This is a genomic window from Bacillus aerolatus (genome assembly GCF_009183655.1).
Classification (GTDB): Bacteria; Bacillota; Bacilli; order Bacillales; family Domibacillaceae; genus Pseudobacillus; species Pseudobacillus aerolatus.
Genome location: NZ_WEIO01000003.1, coordinates 341,863 through 358,511, shown reverse-complemented (window position 1 = coordinate 358,511; position 16,649 = coordinate 341,863). Strand labels below are relative to the sequence as shown.

Annotated in this window: 18 protein-coding genes; 17 read left to right on the top strand and 1 reads right to left on the bottom strand. The window is 43.1% G+C overall.

What is annotated here, in order from left to right:
- Positions 1–17: 17 nt before the first annotated feature.
- From rsmG to F9802_RS07735, 5 genes are all read left to right on the top strand, one after another.
- Complete coding sequence (rsmG, locus tag F9802_RS07755) at positions 18–734, top strand: 16S rRNA (guanine(527)-N(7))-methyltransferase RsmG (protein WP_152150617.1); 717 nt, start codon at positions 18–20, stop codon at positions 732–734.
- 126 nt (positions 735–860) lie between these two features.
- Positions 861–1,736 (top strand): nucleoid occlusion protein, encoded by an 876-nt coding sequence (gene noc, locus F9802_RS07750; RefSeq protein WP_152150616.1) that lies wholly within the window; start codon positions 861–863, stop codon positions 1,734–1,736.
- Positions 1,737–1,995: 259 nt separating this feature from the next.
- Positions 1,996–2,757 (top strand): ParA family protein, encoded by a 762-nt coding sequence (locus tag F9802_RS07745; protein WP_152150614.1) that lies wholly within the window; start codon positions 1,996–1,998, stop codon positions 2,755–2,757.
- Complete coding sequence (locus F9802_RS07740) at positions 2,750–3,601, top strand: ParB/RepB/Spo0J family partition protein (protein WP_152150612.1); 852 nt, start codon at positions 2,750–2,752, stop codon at positions 3,599–3,601. Before F9802_RS07745 ends, F9802_RS07740 begins: the two co-directional genes overlap by 8 nt.
- 81 nt (positions 3,602–3,682) lie before the next feature.
- The gene (locus F9802_RS07735) at positions 3,683–4,387 is read left to right on the top strand and encodes a DUF554 domain-containing protein (protein WP_152150610.1); all 705 of its coding nucleotides are present in this window, start codon (positions 3,683–3,685) and stop codon (positions 4,385–4,387) included.
- Here the strand turns inward: F9802_RS07735 and yyaC are convergent.
- Positions 4,365–5,042: a spore protease YyaC gene (gene yyaC, locus F9802_RS07730; protein ID WP_152150608.1), complete on the bottom strand. Its 678-nt coding sequence runs from the start codon at positions 5,040–5,042 to the stop codon at positions 4,365–4,367. The two genes, F9802_RS07735 and yyaC, sit on opposite strands and share 23 nt — an antisense overlap.
- A gap of 171 nt (positions 5,043–5,213) precedes the next feature.
- On the opposite strand from yyaC, the gene F9802_RS07725 reads away from it, so the two are divergent.
- From F9802_RS07725 to dnaB, 12 genes are all read left to right on the top strand, one after another.
- Positions 5,214–6,122, top strand: a complete 909-nt coding sequence (locus F9802_RS07725) for a mechanosensitive ion channel family protein (RefSeq protein WP_152150606.1) — start codon at positions 5,214–5,216, stop codon at positions 6,120–6,122.
- A 4-nt stretch (positions 6,123–6,126) separates the two neighbouring features.
- Positions 6,127–6,333 carry a DUF951 domain-containing protein gene (locus tag F9802_RS07720; RefSeq protein WP_152150604.1) on the top strand — a complete coding sequence of 69 codons (207 nt, stop codon included), beginning with the start codon at positions 6,127–6,129 and terminating at the stop codon, positions 6,331–6,333.
- Between the two features lie 230 nt (positions 6,334–6,563).
- On the top strand, positions 6,564–6,746 hold the full coding sequence (locus F9802_RS07715; RefSeq protein ID WP_152150602.1) for a hypothetical protein: 183 nt from the start codon (positions 6,564–6,566) through the stop codon (positions 6,744–6,746).
- Positions 6,747–6,945: 199 nt separating this feature from the next.
- A complete protein-coding gene (ychF, locus tag F9802_RS07710) occupies positions 6,946–8,046 on the top strand; it encodes a redox-regulated ATPase YchF (protein ID WP_152150600.1) in 1,101 nt (366 codons plus the stop codon).
- A gap of 118 nt (positions 8,047–8,164) precedes the next feature.
- Positions 8,165–8,455, top strand: a complete 291-nt coding sequence (gene rpsF, locus F9802_RS07705; protein ID WP_152150598.1) for a 30S ribosomal protein S6 — start codon at positions 8,165–8,167, stop codon at positions 8,453–8,455.
- A 68-nt stretch (positions 8,456–8,523) separates the two neighbouring features.
- Positions 8,524–9,036, top strand: coding sequence for a single-stranded DNA-binding protein (gene ssb, locus F9802_RS07700; protein ID WP_152150597.1), 513 nt, complete (start codon positions 8,524–8,526; stop codon positions 9,034–9,036).
- Between the two features lie 24 nt (positions 9,037–9,060).
- The gene (gene rpsR, locus F9802_RS07695) at positions 9,061–9,294 is read left to right on the top strand and encodes a 30S ribosomal protein S18 (RefSeq protein WP_152150595.1); all 234 of its coding nucleotides are present in this window, start codon (positions 9,061–9,063) and stop codon (positions 9,292–9,294) included.
- Positions 9,295–9,515: 221 nt separating this feature from the next.
- Positions 9,516–11,456 carry a methyl-accepting chemotaxis protein gene (locus F9802_RS07690; protein WP_318636107.1) on the top strand — a complete coding sequence of 647 codons (1,941 nt, stop codon included), beginning with the start codon at positions 9,516–9,518 and terminating at the stop codon, positions 11,454–11,456.
- 213 nt (positions 11,457–11,669) lie between these two features.
- Complete coding sequence (locus tag F9802_RS07685; protein ID WP_152150592.1) at positions 11,670–12,608, top strand: YybS family protein; 939 nt, start codon at positions 11,670–11,672, stop codon at positions 12,606–12,608.
- A 35-nt stretch (positions 12,609–12,643) separates the two neighbouring features.
- A complete protein-coding gene (locus F9802_RS07680) occupies positions 12,644–14,614 on the top strand; it encodes a DHH family phosphoesterase (RefSeq protein ID WP_152150590.1) in 1,971 nt (656 codons plus the stop codon).
- Entirely contained in the window at positions 14,611–15,060 is a 450-nt protein-coding gene (gene rplI, locus F9802_RS07675; protein WP_152150588.1) for a 50S ribosomal protein L9, read from the top strand. Before F9802_RS07680 ends, rplI begins: the two co-directional genes overlap by 4 nt.
- A gap of 123 nt (positions 15,061–15,183) precedes the next feature.
- Complete coding sequence (dnaB, locus tag F9802_RS07670) at positions 15,184–16,533, top strand: replicative DNA helicase (protein ID WP_152150586.1); 1,350 nt, start codon at positions 15,184–15,186, stop codon at positions 16,531–16,533.
- Positions 16,534–16,649: the final 116 nt, after the last annotated feature.

The following is a 16,649-nucleotide window of genomic DNA, read 5'->3' as shown; positions in this document are numbered from 1 at the left end:
GAAGGGATGTTAGGCAAGTGAATAAAGAACAATTTCAGCAATTGCTTGCGGAGAAAGGGATCGACCTTTCTCCTTCCCAGCTTGAACAGTTTGATTTATACTACAAACTGCTCGTTGAATGGAATGAAAAAATGAACTTAACAGCTATTACAGACGAAGAAGAAGTGTATTTAAAGCACTTTTATGATTCGCTGTCGGCTGCGTTTTACTTTGATTTTTCCGGTAGTCTTGCTATATGCGACGTCGGAGCGGGAGCCGGGTTTCCAAGCATCCCGTTAAAAATAGCTTTCCCGCATCTGCGCGTGACGATCGTAGATTCACTCAATAAACGAATTACTTTTTTAAATCACTTGGCCGGGCAGCTGCAGTTAAACGATGTGCATTTCTACCACGACCGCGCCGAAACATTTGGCAGGCAGCCTGAACATAGAGAGCAATACGATGTAGTGATGGCCCGTGCGGTCGCCCGCATGTCCGTGTTGAGTGAATTGTGTTTGCCGCTTGTGAAGACTAGAGGCATCTTTTTGGCAATGAAAGCAGCCAGTGCGAAAGATGAGCTGCAAAACAGTCAAAAAGCGCTTAATGTGCTCGGTGGACGTTTAAAAACGGATCATTCATTTATGCTTCCTATGGAAGAAAGCGAGCGGACGATTATGGTGATTGAAAAAACAAAAGCAACATCAAAAAAGTATCCTCGAAAACCAGGAACGCCGAATAAATCACCAATCGAGTAAAGTTATCCACTTGTGGATAACTTTATTTTCTTTAAAAAGTAAAAAAAGCAGTCTATAGAAGAAGGAAGAAGGCTATTAAAGAGAGAATAGGTATAAAGGGAGTTTGTTAAAGGTGGTGTAGGGGTCATGAAGCATCGTTTCTCTCGTTTTTTTAGCATGGGGGAAAAAACAGCGGAAGAGCAGCCAGAAGAAACAACAGTAACAGAAGAAGAATCAACAGTTGAGAGAGAAGAAGTCAAACAGATTCCGGTTTCCCTGATTGTTCCGAACCGCTTTCAGCCAAGAACAATTTTTAATAATGAGAAGATAGAAGAGCTGGCTAGAACCATTCATATTCACGGCATTATTCAACCGATCGTTGTCCGGGAGACAGATGATGAGAGATATGAGTTGATTGCCGGTGAACGGCGCTGGCGGGCAGTCCAAACACTAAAATGGGAAACTGTCCCTGCAATTATTAATAATTTAAGTGATACCGAGACTGCTTCGGTTGCTCTAATAGAAAACTTGCAAAGAGAAGAATTATCGCCCATTGAAGAAGCTATTGCCTATGGCAAATTACTTGAACTTCATGGACTGACCCAGGAAGCCCTTGCTCAGCGTCTTGGAAAAGGGCAATCTACTGTCGCTAATAAGCTGCGGCTGTTAAAGCTGCCTCAAGAAATTCAAGAAGCTTTAGCGCAAAAGAAAATCACCGAACGCCATGCCCGGGCTTTGATACCTTTAAAGAATCCGGGAAAGCAAGTACAAATAATGAATGAAGTGATTGACAAGCAGCTAAACGTCAAACAAACGGAAGACCGGGTCATTCAGCTGCTGAACACATCAAAGGAAAAGCCAAAACCCCGCCGCAAAGCTTTTAGCAAAGACGTGAGAATAGCCGTCAATACTATCCGTCAGTCCTTGTCTATGGTAAGCGATAACGGCATTGATTTAAAGTCACAGGAAGAAGAGTTTGAAGACTTTTACCAAATTACGATCAAAATACCGAAAAAGAAATAAAGTGAGAAACCGGTTGATGGTTTCTCACTTTTTTCGTTGTCCAGCTCCGAGCGCCATCGGCTCGAGGTCATAAGCCAATCCGTCCAGAAGGTTAAAGAACAACCTTCCAGCCGGCTTGTCTTATGCTTGTCGCCGATAAGCGGGCGCTCTCCGCTTTTCTAATGGAAAATATTTTAGATAGGATGATAACTCAGACCGCTATTTTTGTTAAAATGGAAATACAACAGATTATTAGGATAGGAGAAAGCAGGTGGGCCGGATGGGAAAAGTTATTGCAATAGCTAACCAAAAAGGAGGAGTAGGAAAAACAACTACTTCTGTAAATCTGGGAGCTTGTTTAGCTTCTTTAGATAAAAAAGTGCTGATAGTAGATATTGACCCGCAAGGAAACGCAACGAGTGGCAGCGGAATTGAAAAAGGCGATGTCGACCAATGTTTATATGACGTATTAGTAGATGATACACATATAACAGACATTATTAAACAAGCTGCTGGGGAAAATTTATTCGTTGCACCGGCAACCATTTCACTAGCAGGGGCAGATATCGAACTTGTGCCGACCATTTCCCGGGAATTGAGGTTGAAAAGAGCGTTGGAAGAAGTACGCGACAGCTTTGATTATATTTTAATCGATTGTCCGCCGTCGCTCGGGCTATTGACAATTAATGCTTTAACAGCGGCTGATTCTGTCATTATCCCTGTTCAGTGTGAGTATTATGCCCTTGAAGGATTAAGCCAGTTGTTAAATACTGTACGCCTCGTACAGAAACACTTAAATAAAGAATTAGCGATCGAAGGCGTTTTGCTGACGATGCTTGATGCTCGTACAAACCTCGGACTGCAAGTGATTGAAGAAGTGAAAAAGTATTTCCAGGACAAAGTATATCAAACAATTATTCCGCGGAATATTCGTCTCAGTGAAGCGCCAAGCCACGGAAAACCAATCATTCTTTACGATCCGCGTTCAAAGGGAGCAGAAATGTATTTAGACTTCGCAAAGGAGGTAGCGGCCAATGGCTAAAGGGTTAGGGAGAGGGATAAATGCCATTTTTAGAGACCTCGAACTGGAAAACGAAGAAGCGGTTAAAGAGATAAAACTGAAGGAGCTGCGACCGAATCCTTATCAGCCGCGCAAAATTTTTAAAGAAGAAACAATTGAAGAGTTAAAAGAATCGATTAAAGAACATGGGATCTTGCAGCCGATTATTGCCCGCAAAAGCATTAAAGGCTATGAGATTGTTGTCGGAGAAAGAAGATATCGGGCAGCAAAAGCAGCGAAGCTTGAAAAAGTTCCAGTCGTTGTCCGCAAGCTGACTGATGATCAGATGATGGAAATGGCATTACTTGAAAATCTGCAAAGAGAAGATTTAACGGCACTTGAAGAAGCAGCTGCTTATCAATCACTTATTGAAAAACTAAAACTCACCCAGGAAGAATTAGCAGCGAAAATGGGAAAAAGCCGTTCTCACGTGGCTAATCACCTTCGTCTGCTTTCATTGCCGAGTGAAGTGCAGCAATTTATTACTGAAGGAAAATTAACGATGGGCCACGGACGGGCGCTCGTTGGCTTAAAAACGAAAGAACAAATTGTTCAAGCTGCTAATAAAGTCATAACAGAAGGTTTAAACGTCCGGCAGTTGGAAAAATGGATTCAACAGCTTCATGAAAATGTTTCACGTGAAACATTGCCGCCTAAACAAGTGAAGGACGTATTTTTAAAAGAGCGAGAAGATTTCCTAAGAGAACAATTTGGAACGTCTGTTCATATTAAACAGACGAAAGATAAGAAAAAAGGAAGAATCGAAATCGAGTTTTTATCAACAGAAGATTTAAACCGAATTCTTGATTTACTTAAGCAGGATTAATTACGGGGCTGCCGGTTGCTGGCAGCTATTTTTATTGTTATTGAATAAATCTTTTAATTAAAAATGAATGGGGGAAGGGAAATGGTGCTTTTCGGATCGATTATCAATGGATTGACGATCATTGTCGGCGCTCTACTAGGCAAGTTGTTAAATCGTATTCCAGAAGGGATAAAAGGTACAGTTATGCAGGCAATCGGCCTGGCTGTAGTCGTACTCGGTTTGCAAATGGGGTTAAAAAGTGAAGATTTTTTAACAGTTATTATTAGCCTTGTTATTGGAGCAGCCATCGGAGAAGTGCTAGCGCTCGATGAAAAACTGAACGAGACAGGTTTATGGCTGGAAAAAAAGATTGGCAAAGAAGCGGGCGAAACGAGCATTTCACAGGGATTCGTCACAGCGACGTTAATTTTTGTCATTGGAGCTATGGGAATAATCGGAGCGCTTGACAGCGGGATCCGCGGTAATCATGAAGTACTTTTAACAAAAGCGATCATTGACGGTGTAACAGCTTTAATTTTAACTACTACTTTAGGAATCGGCGTCATCTTTTCGGCTGTTCCAGTCATTTTGTATCAAGGAACCATTGCCTTGTTTGCCACACAAATCAACCGGTTTGTTCCAGAAGAGTGGATGGATGCCTTTATCGTAGAAATGACCGCAGCCGGCGGTATCATGATCTTGGCCATTGGACTAAACTTACTCGGCTTGACAAAAGTGCGAGTAGCCAATTTATTGCCAAGCCTCTTTGTTGTCGGGTTCATTATTACGATTCAATATCTTTTTTGAGTAAATGCTTTGTGTACATAATCGCTTGTTTGCTCGGATTGGGAGAAGCGTCAAGTTCAGGAGAGGATATTCCTTGCAGTACCGCGGCGGCTGAATAGCGAACAGATGCTTCTGCAATCCCTTCTGCAATCACCCGGGCCATACTCATTACGAGATGCAGCCGTGTGTTTTGCAGTACAAAAAACTCCATAAAGCCGCTTACATTCACAATACCAGTTATGTGAGCGTTGCCTACAGCCGGCAATTCTTTCTTTACTCCGGCACCTGGCTTTACCGGCCCCTTGCCGACTTGGATATTTCCTACATTTTTTAACCCGCCCAAGCAAGCATCCGCTCCAATAATAAATGGGTGTTTATGGTGTTTTTGAATGTAGGCCAGCTTTTCGACGAGATTGACTGCATGAACGGGATGTTCAAGCGTGCCGTAAGTATGAAAGTGAAAGAGTTTCTTTTCTTCAAGCAGCGTGCCGATTAACGGACCGAGAGAATCTCCGGTAGAGCGATCGGTACCGATGAATGTGAACACAACCGGACAGCTTCCCGGAGGCGGCAGCAACGTCAGCAAATGATCGGCGAACGCAGAAGCCGCTTGCTGCTCTTTATAATGAATGCTGTATGAGTCGGGTTTACGTTCAAACAGATTTTTAAGATTCATATGTTACCTCCTGCTGGATAATAGTAAGAGTATACGGATTTTAATCAATTTCTATACGTACTGCCGGGTGAAAAAGAAAAGTTTCTCAAGAATGTGCCTAACTACAAATTCTTTGCTATTCTTGTTAAAATGAAAATTGTCCTTTAAACTGCATAAAAAAGGAGAAATCTAATGTCTACAATTGAACGGATGGTCGAAAAAATCTGGGCTAAATTGATAAATGAAGAAACGTGGCTAGCACTAGGCGAGGGCACCGTAAAAATCATTCTTACACTTATAGTGGCTGCTTTTGTTATTAAAATTGCCAAAGCGGCAGTTCGCAACTTCTTTCATTTGCGCTCAAAAGCTCCTCTTGTTTTTTCGGAGCGTCGGGAGAATACGCTTTTAAAATTGACGGAAAATGTTATTTCCTATGTTGTGTACTTCATTGCTTTAATGAACGTTTTGGCAATATTAACTTTTGACATTAAAGGATTGATTGCCGGGGCCGGGGTAGTAGGCCTTGCGGTTGGGTTTGGCGCGCAAAACCTCGTGCGTGACATCATTACCGGATTTTTCATTATTTTCGAAGACCAATTTTCAGTAGGAGATTTTGTTCGTATTGGCAATTTTGAAGGCACCGTAGAGGAAATTGGCTTGAGAACAACAAAAATAAAAGAATGGACAGGACAGCTTCATATTTTACCTAATGGTTCAATCAACGAAGTGACCAACTTTTCCATTCACAACAGCGTGGCGGTTGTTGATGTCAGCATTGCTTACGAAGAGAACATCGATGAAGCTGAAAAGGTGATTAATAATCTGCTCGAAACAATGCCAGACAAATATGAAGAAATTGTGGCTCCACCTAAGCTTCTCGGAGTACAAAATCTTGTAGCATCTGATGTCATTTTAAGAATAATTGCTGAAACAACTCCAATGAACCATTGGTTTATTGCCCGGATGCTCCGCAAAGAGGTAAAATTGTGTCTAGATGAAAACGGAATTGAAATTCCATTCCCACGGCTAGTTATGTACTCCCGCGGTGAACAGGAAGAGGCGGTGGCGCCAAAAAAGTATGAGCGTGCGAAAAGGAGCTGATCCAATGGACAAGACGTTTGAGTTAAATGATGTAGTGGAAATGAAAAAGCCGCATCCATGTGGAACGAATCGCTGGAAAATCATCAGGCTCGGCATGGATATCCGTATAAAGTGTGAAGGCTGCGGACACAGCGTCATTTTGCCGAGAAAAGAATTTACAAAAAAAATGAAAAAAGTAGTCGATCCAGTCGAAAACAGCAGCGAAAAATAAACGCTGCTGTTTTTTAATAGAAAAGCGGAAACGCCTGTACTGCCCCGACAAGCGAATGTTCTTTCCTCAAGAAGTCCGTTTTTTGACTTCTTCGAGGAAAGGTTATTTGACCTCGAGGGGCAAGGCGCTGCAGTTGGACAATAGAAAAGCGGAAGCGCCTGTACTGCCCCGACAAGCAAATGTTCTTTCCTCAAGAAGTCTGTTTTTTGACTTCTTCGAGGAAAGGTTATTTGACCTCGAGGGGCAAGGCGCTGCAGCTGGACAGTAGAAAAGCGGAGCCGACTGTTTTGGGGCGACAAGCATATGACCGGCTGACGAAATGGCGTTTTTTAGCCATGCAGTCAGACTGGCATATGACCTCGAGCCCCAAGGAGGCGGAGCTGGACAGTAGAAAAGCGGAAGCGGTCGTTTAGACTCGGCAGGCATAAGACGGACCGCCGAAGTGGCGTTCTTGGCCACACAGGCGTGACGGCTTATGCCCGAGAGTCTGACCGTTGCAGCTGGACAGGAACAGAAAGCTGCAATTGCCTTTTTTTATGACTAAACATATAATTATGAAAGGTTTAGAGCGAACTCAAACAATAGAAAAGTTTAAATAGAGGAGTGACCGAAATGGCTTTAACAGCTGGAATTGTCGGTTTACCAAACGTCGGTAAATCTACATTATTTAATGCAATTACGAAAGCGGGAGCGGAATCTGCCAACTATCCTTTCTGTACAATCGATCCGAACGTCGGCATTGTGGAAGTACCTGACGAACGTTTAAATAAGCTCACTGAAATGGTTGAGCCGAAAAAAACAGTCCCAACTGCGTTTGAATTTACAGATATCGCGGGAATCGTCAAAGGTGCAAGCAAAGGAGAAGGACTCGGTAACAAGTTTTTGGCACACATTCGTGAAGTGGATGCCATCTGCCAAGTAGTCCGCTGTTTTGCCGATGACAACATTACGCACGTATCTGGTAAAGTCGATCCAATTGATGACATCGAAGTCATTAACCTGGAATTAATTTTCGCGGACTTAGAAACAGTCGAAAAACGTCTTGTGCGCGTGGCTAAACTAGTCAAACAAAAAGACAAAGATGCCGTAATGGAAAACGACATTCTAGTAAAAATAAAAGACGCGCTGGAAGCGAACAAGCCAGCCCGTACAGTGGAGTTTTCCGAAGAGCAGGCCCGCATCGCGAAACAGCTTCATTTATTGACAGCGAAGCCGATGCTTTACGTAGCGAACGTCGGTGAAGATGATGTTGCCGATGCTTCTGACAACGAATACGTTCAAAAAGTACGTGAATTTGCGGCGGAAGATAATGCGGAAGTTATCGTCGTTTGTGCCAAAATCGAAGAAGAAATTGCCGAACTTGACGATGAAGAAAAAGCGATGTTCCTGCAAGAACTCGGAATCGAAGAATCTGGACTAGACCAGCTTATTCGTGCGACATACTCCCTGCTCGGACTCGCCACTTACTTCACAGCAGGTGTCCAAGAAGTACGCGCGTGGACTTTCCGCCAAGGAATGAAAGCACCACAATGCGCCGGAGTTATCCATACAGACTTCGAACGCGGCTTCATCCGCGCTGAAACCGTCTCCTACGATGACCTTACAGCAGCCGGCTCTATGACAGCCGCCAAAGAAGCCGGAAAAGTCCGCCTCGAAGGTAAAGAATACATCATGAAAGACGGAGACGTCGTCCACTTCAGATTTAACGTTTGATCATATTGCGTAAAAAGGAACTTTATGTTATACTCTTTTCTTGTGAGTAATTAATAATTATTCCTTGCTCTTTTCGAAAGGAAAAGAGCCGTATAGTCCATGAGGAGGTGAAAGAAAGATGAAAAAGTACGAATTTATGTACATTATCCGCCCGACTGTTGATGAGGATGCGAAAAAAGCAGTTGTTGAGCGCTTTGACGGAATTTTAACTTCTAACGGTGCGGAGATCATCGATTCTAAAGACTGGGGTAAACGTCGTTTAGCGTATGAAATCAACGATTTCCGTGAAGGTTTCTACCAATTAGTACACGCTAACGCAGATGCTGCAGCGGTTCAAGAGTTTGACCGTTTAGCAAAAATCAGCGACGACATCATCCGCCATCTAGTAGTTCGCGAAGAAGAAAAATAAACCGTTTAAATAAACAATCTTTCAACACGTTTCACGTGAGACATGTTGAATCAAAGGGGTTGATTCTGATGATGAACCGAGTCATTTTAGTTGGTCGTTTAACAAAGGATCCGGAACTTCGTTATACGCCGAATGGAGCAGCAGTTGCTACTTTTACATTGGCTGTCAATCGTTCGTTCACTAACCAACAGGGCGAGCGGGAAGCGGACTTTATTAATTGCGTCGTTTGGCGCCGACCGGCAGAAAACGTGGCGAACTTCCTTAAAAAAGGAAGCTTAGCCGGAGTGGACGGCCGTGTCCAAACACGAAATTATGAAGGACAAGATGGCAAACGGGTATACGTAACCGAAATTCTAGCTGAAAGCGTGCAATTTTTAGAGCCGCGGAGCGCTTCTTCAAGTGATCGCAGCAATGAAAACAACGCATACGGCGGCGGGCAAAGAAATCAAGACTTACCGTTTGGCCAGCAGAATCAACGCAACAATAACAATAATAAATCAGACTATACAAGAGTGGATGAAGATCCGTTTGCAAGCGACGGGCAGCCGATCGACATTTCAGACGACGATTTGCCATTCTAATATAAAAAAAGGAGGGAAATCAACATGGCAGGACGCAGAGGCGGACGTAAACGCCGGAAAGTGTGTTATTTCACATCTAACGGCATTACGCATATCGACTATAAAGATGTAGAACTTTTGAAAAAGTTTATCTCTGAACGTGGAAAGATTCTTCCACGCCGCGTAACTGGAACAAGTGCTAAATACCAACGTCGTTTAACAATTGCAGTTAAACGCGCTCGTACAGTAGCTCTTCTTCCATTCGTATCTGGAGAATAATTTAATGAAAAGATCCGCCTTAATTGGCGGATCTTTTTTTTATGGAAAAATGGTGAAAAAGGATGTATATTTTAGCAAATCATCCGATAAAAAAGAGAAGGATTTTTAAAATATTCAAAATACAGGGAAAAGTAAAAAATATTTCATATAAGGAGGCTGAAGTGATTGAAGTCAATTAAAACAAAGTTAATGATTCCTCTTATTGTGCTGATGACGTTTTCATTTGCTTTTATTATTTTTTTATCGGGCACAAAATAGAAAAGCAGACGGAAGAAGAAGTAGTTAACCAGACCAAAGGCATAGTTAAACAGATGAGTGATTCTGTTTATTTACTTTTGGAACAGCACAAGAAAAGTCTAGATTTAGCTGCTCAAGATCCGGCGCTTACCAATTATGGGGAGAGCTTGCTGGCAGCGGGAGACGGGAAAGGAAAAGTTGCTTTATTTGGTATGTACGAGCGGTACTTAAATGAATACAAAGACATCGCCAGTATTTATTATGCGACTGCTAAAGGCACGATGGATGAGTATCCGGATGTCGAACTTCCTGAAGGGTATGATCCAAGAGAGAGGGAATGGTACAAAAATGCGATGGAGTCGGATGGGGAAGCAGTTTGGAGTGAGCCGTATATAGAGAAAACATCAGGAAATTACATGATTACCCTCTCTAAACCGCTTATCTTGGAAAATCGCACAATCGGCGTACTAGCGGCGGATATAGTTCTGGGGGTGATGACCGACAAGCTGAGTGAAATGAACATCGGCTACAATGGTACGCCTATCATGATATCTAAAGAAGGGCTTGGAATTGTTCACCCGACTAATCAAGGAAAAGACTTAACGAAATACAGCTATGTGGAATCAGTTTTAGCCAGCGATCAAAAGCAGGGAACAGTTTCCTACAAAGTGAAAGAGAAAGACCAGCTGTTTGTGTACGACACAGTAGAAGGAACGGGATGGAAAGTTGGAACTGCTTACGACCAGGAAACGCTTCTCGGATTATCGAAATCAATCAAAAAAGCATTAACCATTACGGGTGTTCTTATTCTGTTATTAATGGTGGCAGCTGTTCTTTACATTTTGAATCGAATCCTTAGACCAATCCGCGACCTTCAGCAGTCAGCAAAAGAAGTGGCCAAAGGTAACTTGAGTGTACAAGTGACCGTTACTTCCAAAGATGAAATTGGCGAACTTTCTGGAGCTTTTAATGGCATGGTCAGCAGCATGAAAGATATTATTTCTGTTGTTAATCATTCAGCGAGTGATGTAACAGCAGCCGCTGAAAATTTAAGCGCGATATCTAAAGAAACAAACGCTTCCAGTGAACAAATTGCTGCCGCTATTAACGAAATTGCTAAAGGAGTAGCTAAATCGGCAGAAGAATCAAGTGAAGCAACTGAGCGCTCTCATCACCTTGGCGGCCAAATCAACATGATTGCTGCTCAAGCGGGGGAAATGACTGATGCCGCCCGTAAAACGGAAGATGCACAAAAAGCAGGACTCCAGCAAGTACAGGAACTCAGGTCATCTAGTATAGAAACGAAAATGTATATTGATGAGATGGAAAAAGTCGTTCTTGCTTTAGAGACAAAGATTAAGTCAATTGAACTCGTTATGCAAACGATTACCGACATTTCTTCGCAAACGAACTTGCTCGCTTTAAATGCATCGATTGAAGCAGCTCGTGCAGGGGAACACGGCAAAGGATTTGCGGTCGTAGCAGAGGAAGTCCGGAAATTAGCTGAACAGTCCGTCCAGGCGACAGACCAAGTAAAAGCAACAATCGGCGACATTCAGGAAGGTTCCAGAAAAGCTGTGAATCAAATGATGAACACACGGAAAAACTTTGACAGTCAAACGGTGGTTGTAGAAGCGACTGAAACGATCTTTGGCGAATTGTCTTCACTTGTGGAAAAGATGGAATCGTCTATTTCCTCTATTAACGAAGAAATTTTGGATGCAGCCGATGCGAAAAATGGAGTGCTGCAAGTAATGGAAGAAATTGCGGCCTCTTCGCAGCAGTCAGCAGCAGCAAGTGAGGAAATTAGTGCTTCAGCTGATGAACAACTTCGCGCCATCCAATCCGTGACTGATTCGTCTAAGCGGTTAATGGGACTAAGCGCAGATTTAAAAAGTGCCGTCAACCAGTTTAAATTAAATTAATAAAAAAGTGACAGGGCTGTCATAGAAGAGCCAGGTACCTCCAATAAGCAGGAGAAAACGGACACTTCTGGGACAGCCTTGTTTTGTTACAGCTTGAAAAGTTGAATGAACGGTTAAAGCAAGATAAAATAATAGGATATAGGCAGTTTGAAAGACAGGGGAGAAAGGAAACCATTCACTGTCAAGCTGAGAAATGTTTAATGAGGTGTTTGAGTGGAGAATAAAAAAATAATTACTGAAGGAGTGAAAATGGCAGGTGTTTTTGTCATTTTGTTCATACTGTCGCTCTATATCCCGCTTTTAGGGATTGTGACTAGTCTTTTTTTGCTCCTTCCCTTTTTAGTGTACAGTGCAAAGCAGCCGGTCAGGGCGGCTGTTAGCTTTGCCGCAATATGTGTCATGATTTCCTTGCTCATTGGCGGTTTGGCAGCCGTGCCGTTTGTCCTTCCTTTTATCTTAACGGGCACGGTCATAGGCATCATGATTCAGAAAAAGCAGGACAAATTTTCTTTATTTATGGCAGGAAGTTTTATCTTTTTGCTGAGCATGGTCGTTTTGTATGTGACAGCCATGGGCCTTGCGGAAGACGAGGCGGCGAGCATAGGAGAGTCATTTAAACAATCTTATCAAGACTCCGCGGAGTTAATGGAAAGTCTTGGTCAGCCTTTGCCGGAAGAAGTGATTCAGCAGGCACAGGAACTATTTGATTATTTAATGGCGTTAATGCCAAGCTTGCTTGTGCTTTTTTCTCTGGCGTCTACATTGATTATGATGGCAGTCAATTTTCCGATCGCAAAAAAAATGGCAGTGGACGTGCCTCGCTTCAAGCCTTTCCGGGAATGGCACGTGCCGAAAAGTATTTTATGGTACTATGTCATTTTATTGCTGGCGAGTTTGATTATAGAGCCAGAAAAAGGGAGCATGTGGTATTTTTCCTACATAAATATTATGTTTATGCTGCAGTTTTGTCTGCTGTTGCAAGGACTATCGTTTCTGTACTTTGCAGCTCATCTGAAAAAGTGGCCGAAAATCATTCCGATTTTGCTGACGGTTTTTTCAATTCTTATACTTCCTCTCCTTTATCTTGTGAGATTATTAGGTATAATTGACTTAGGATTTGATTTGCGGCAGCGCCTTCGACGAAAATCATAATTGCTTAGGCTATTTTATTTCTAGGAGCTGAAACGATGCTTTCTTACTATAGCAGGCGGAAAATACAATTTCCGTTATATGGATTAATGGCAGTTTTACTTATCATCCTCGCCGTGCTCGCCTTCTTTAACTGGCCAGCGGCACTTGCTGGTTTAGCTGCAGGTGCAGTGTTACTTTTTCTGCTGATAAAAGCAGAATATAACATACATAAGGAAATTGAGAGGTATGTTACGACTCTTTCCTACCGATTAAGACGGGTGGGAGAAGAAGCACTCATGGAAATGCCGATTGGGATCCTTCTATATAACGATGACTACTACATAGAATGGGCCAACTCCTTTCTGTCTTCTTATTTCGAAGAAGATACATTGGCAGGAACATCACTACACGAACTAGCTGAACCTCTCATTGCAGTGATAAAAAATGAGAAAGAAGAGGTTATCGAGCTGCATGACCGCAAGTTTAACGTTATTGTAAAACCGGAAGAAAGGCTTCTTTACTTTTTTGATGTAACTGAACAAGAAGAAACTGCAAGAAGGTTTTTGGAAGAACAAACGGTTTTATCCATTATTTATTTGGACAACTATGATGATTTAACTCAAGGGATGGATGATCAAACGCGCAGCAGCTTAAATAGCATGGTCACATTCATTTTAAATAACTGGGCACTTGAACACGGCATTTATTTAAAACGAATTTCTTCTGACCGTTTTTTTGCTGTGCTGAATGAAAAAATATTGCGAAAGCTTGAAGAAACAAAGTTTTCAATTTTAGATGAAGTAAGAGAACGGACAGCGAAGCAAGCTGCATCGCTGACGTTAAGCATCGGAGTCGGACACGGCGAACTTTCGCTGCCTGAACTGGGCAACCTTGCTCAATCAAGCCTTGACCTTGCTCTCGGGCGCGGAGGGGACCAGGCTGCTTTAAAGCAGCTAAATGGTAAGGTGAAGTTTTACGGCGGCAAAACAAATCCGATGGAAAAAAGAACGCGCGTCAGAGCACGAGTTATTTCTCATGCATTGCGTGAACTTGTTGCGGAAAGCGATAAAGTCATTGTTATGGGGCACAAGTACCCGGATATGGACGCACTCGGTGCTTCTATGGGAATCAGGCGGGTAGCTGAAATGAATGACCGGGAAGGCTACATTGTGCTCGATTTTTCCGAAATGGACACTGCCGTTAAACGGCTGATGGCAGAAACAAAGAAAAATCCGGAACTGTACTCGCGTATTATTGCTCCGGAAGAAGCGCTGGATTTAGCGACAGATAATACACTGCTCGTTGTTGTGGATACACATAAGCCTTCGCTTGTCATTGACGAGAAGCTTCTTCACAAAGTGGAAAAGGTTGTCGTTATTGATCACCACCGCCGCAGCGAAGAGTTTGTGAAGAATCCGCTGCTCGTCTATATGGAGCCTTATGCATCTTCAACGGCAGAGCTGATTACTGAATTGCTTGAATATCAGCCGAAAGTCAGCAAGCTTTCCATGCTTGAAGCGACGGCTTTGCTTGCGGGTATTATTGTCGATACGAAAAGTTTTTCATTACGTACAGGGTCAAGAACATTTGATGCCGCTTCTTATTTGCGAGCGCACGGAGCAGATACCGTACTCGTTCAAAAGTTTTTAAAAGAAGACATTGAAACATATATCCAGCGTTCACAAATTATTGAAACAGTTTATTTTTACAAGAACGGCATTGCTATTGCCAAAGGAAACGATGAAGAGGTGTATGATTCCGTTCTAATAGCCCAGGCAGCGGACACGTTGCTTGCCATGGACGGGGTACAGGCTTCATTCGTCATAGCGAGAAGGGCGCCGGATACAGTCGGCATCAGCGCCCGTTCACTCGGGGAAGTAAATGTGCAAGTTGTTATGGAACAATTGCAAGGAGGAGGCCACTTGTCAAATGCGGCCACTCAATTAAAAGAAACGACTGTTATGGAAGCGGAGGCTATGCTCCAGCAAGTCATAACGGAATTATATGAAGGAGGCAGCGGAGAATGAAAGTAATCTTTTTACAAGACGTTAAAGGAAAAGGCAAAAAAGGTGAAGTGAAAAATGTAGCGGACGGGTATGCACATAACTTTTTAATTAAAAATGGTTTGGCTGTAGAGGCAACAGCCGGCAATAAGAAGACGCTTGATGCTCAAAAGAAAAAAGAGGAAGAGCTGGCCCAGCAGGAGCTGGAAGAAGCGAAAAAGCTAAAAGACATCATGGAAAAGTTAACAGTGGAAATCAAAGCGAAATCTGGTGAAGGCGGGCGCTTGTTCGGCTCCGTGACGACGAAGCAAATTGCAGAGGAACTGAAGAAAACCCATAATATAAAAATCGACAAGCGAAAAATGGATCTTCCGGACGGCATCCGGGCGCTTGGTTATACGAATGTGCCTGTCAAGCTTCACAATGAAATAATTGCCACATTAAAAGTTCACACAGTAGAAGAAAAATAAGTGGTTTCATGCTAAAATAATAAGGTTGAAAACATGTGATCGGATTTTTCTGGTCACATTTTTTTTAACAAAGAGACAGTTAGCGAAGAAAGAAACAACGCTTCCTGCAAGGAGGTTTAGGTGATGAGTGAGTTATTGACTGATCGGATTCCACCGCAAAGCATTGAAGCCGAGCAAGCCGTACTTGGCGCTATTTTTCTGGAACCGGCTGCTTTAACGGTTGCTTCCGAAATTTTAATTCCGGAAGATTATTACCGGACGGCCCACCAGAAAATATATAATATGATGCTGAAGCTGAATGATCATGGAAAGGCAGTCGATGTGGTCACTGTGACCGAAGAGCTCGCTGCAGCAAAAGAGCTGGAAGATGTCGGCGGCGTGATTTATTTAACAGAGTTGGCCGAATCCGTTCCAACAGCAGCTAATATTGAATATTATGCCCGCATTGTTGAAGAAAAGTCGCTATTGCGCCGACTAATTCGTACGGCCACAACGATTGCCCAGGAAGGGTATAACCGCGAAGATGAAGTAGATGCTTTATTGAATGAAGCAGAAAAGAGCATCATGGAAGTGGCCCAGCGCAAAAATACGAGCGCTTTTCATAATATAAAAGATGTACTCGTACGCACGTACGACAACATTGAATTGCTGCACAACCGCGTAGGAGATGTTACAGGTATTCCTACCGGTTTTGCTGAGCTTGACAGCATGACCGCTGGTTTTCAGCGCAATGACTTAATTATTGTAGCCGCTCGTCCTTCCGTTGGTAAAACAGCTTTTGCTTTAAATATTGCGCAAAATGTAGCAACGAAAACGGATGAGAATGTCGCGATTTTCAGTTTGGAAATGGGCGCCGAGCAGCTCGTCATGCGGATGCTTTGTGCGGAAGGAAACATTAATGCCCAAAATTTACGGACTGGTTCTTTGACGGATGAAGACTGGCGCAAGCTCACGATGGCGATGGGCAGCTTGTCCAACTCAGGAATATTCATCGATGATACGCCTGGTGTGCGCATCGGCGAAATTCGTTCGAAGTGCCGTCGATTAAAGCAGGAGCAGGGACTCGGCATGATTTTAATCGACTATTTACAGTTAATTCAAGGGAATGGCCGCTCAGGTGAAAATCGCCAGCAGGAAGTTTCAGAGATTTCCCGCTCCTTAAAAGCGCTCGCTCGTGAACTTGAAGTGCCGGTCATTGCTCTTTCACAGCTTTCCCGCGGAGTGGAACAGCGCCAAGATAAGCGTCCGATGATGTCCGATATCCGTGAATCGGGATCGATTGAGCAGGATGCGGACATTGTTGCTTTTTTATACCGGGATGATTACTACGATAAAGAATCCGAGAATAAAAATATTATTGAAATCATCATTGCGAAACAGCGGAATGGCCCGGTTGGCACAGTTCAACTTGCTTTCGTAAAAGAATACAACAAGTTCGTTAACCTAGAGCGGCGATTCGACGAAACAGGTTAAAAGAAAAGCGGAAGCGTCTGTTCTGCTCCGACAGGGAAAGGTTATTTGACCCCGAGGAGCAAGGCGCTGAAGCTGGACAATTGAAAGAGACTGGCAGCATAGAGAGACTGCTGAAA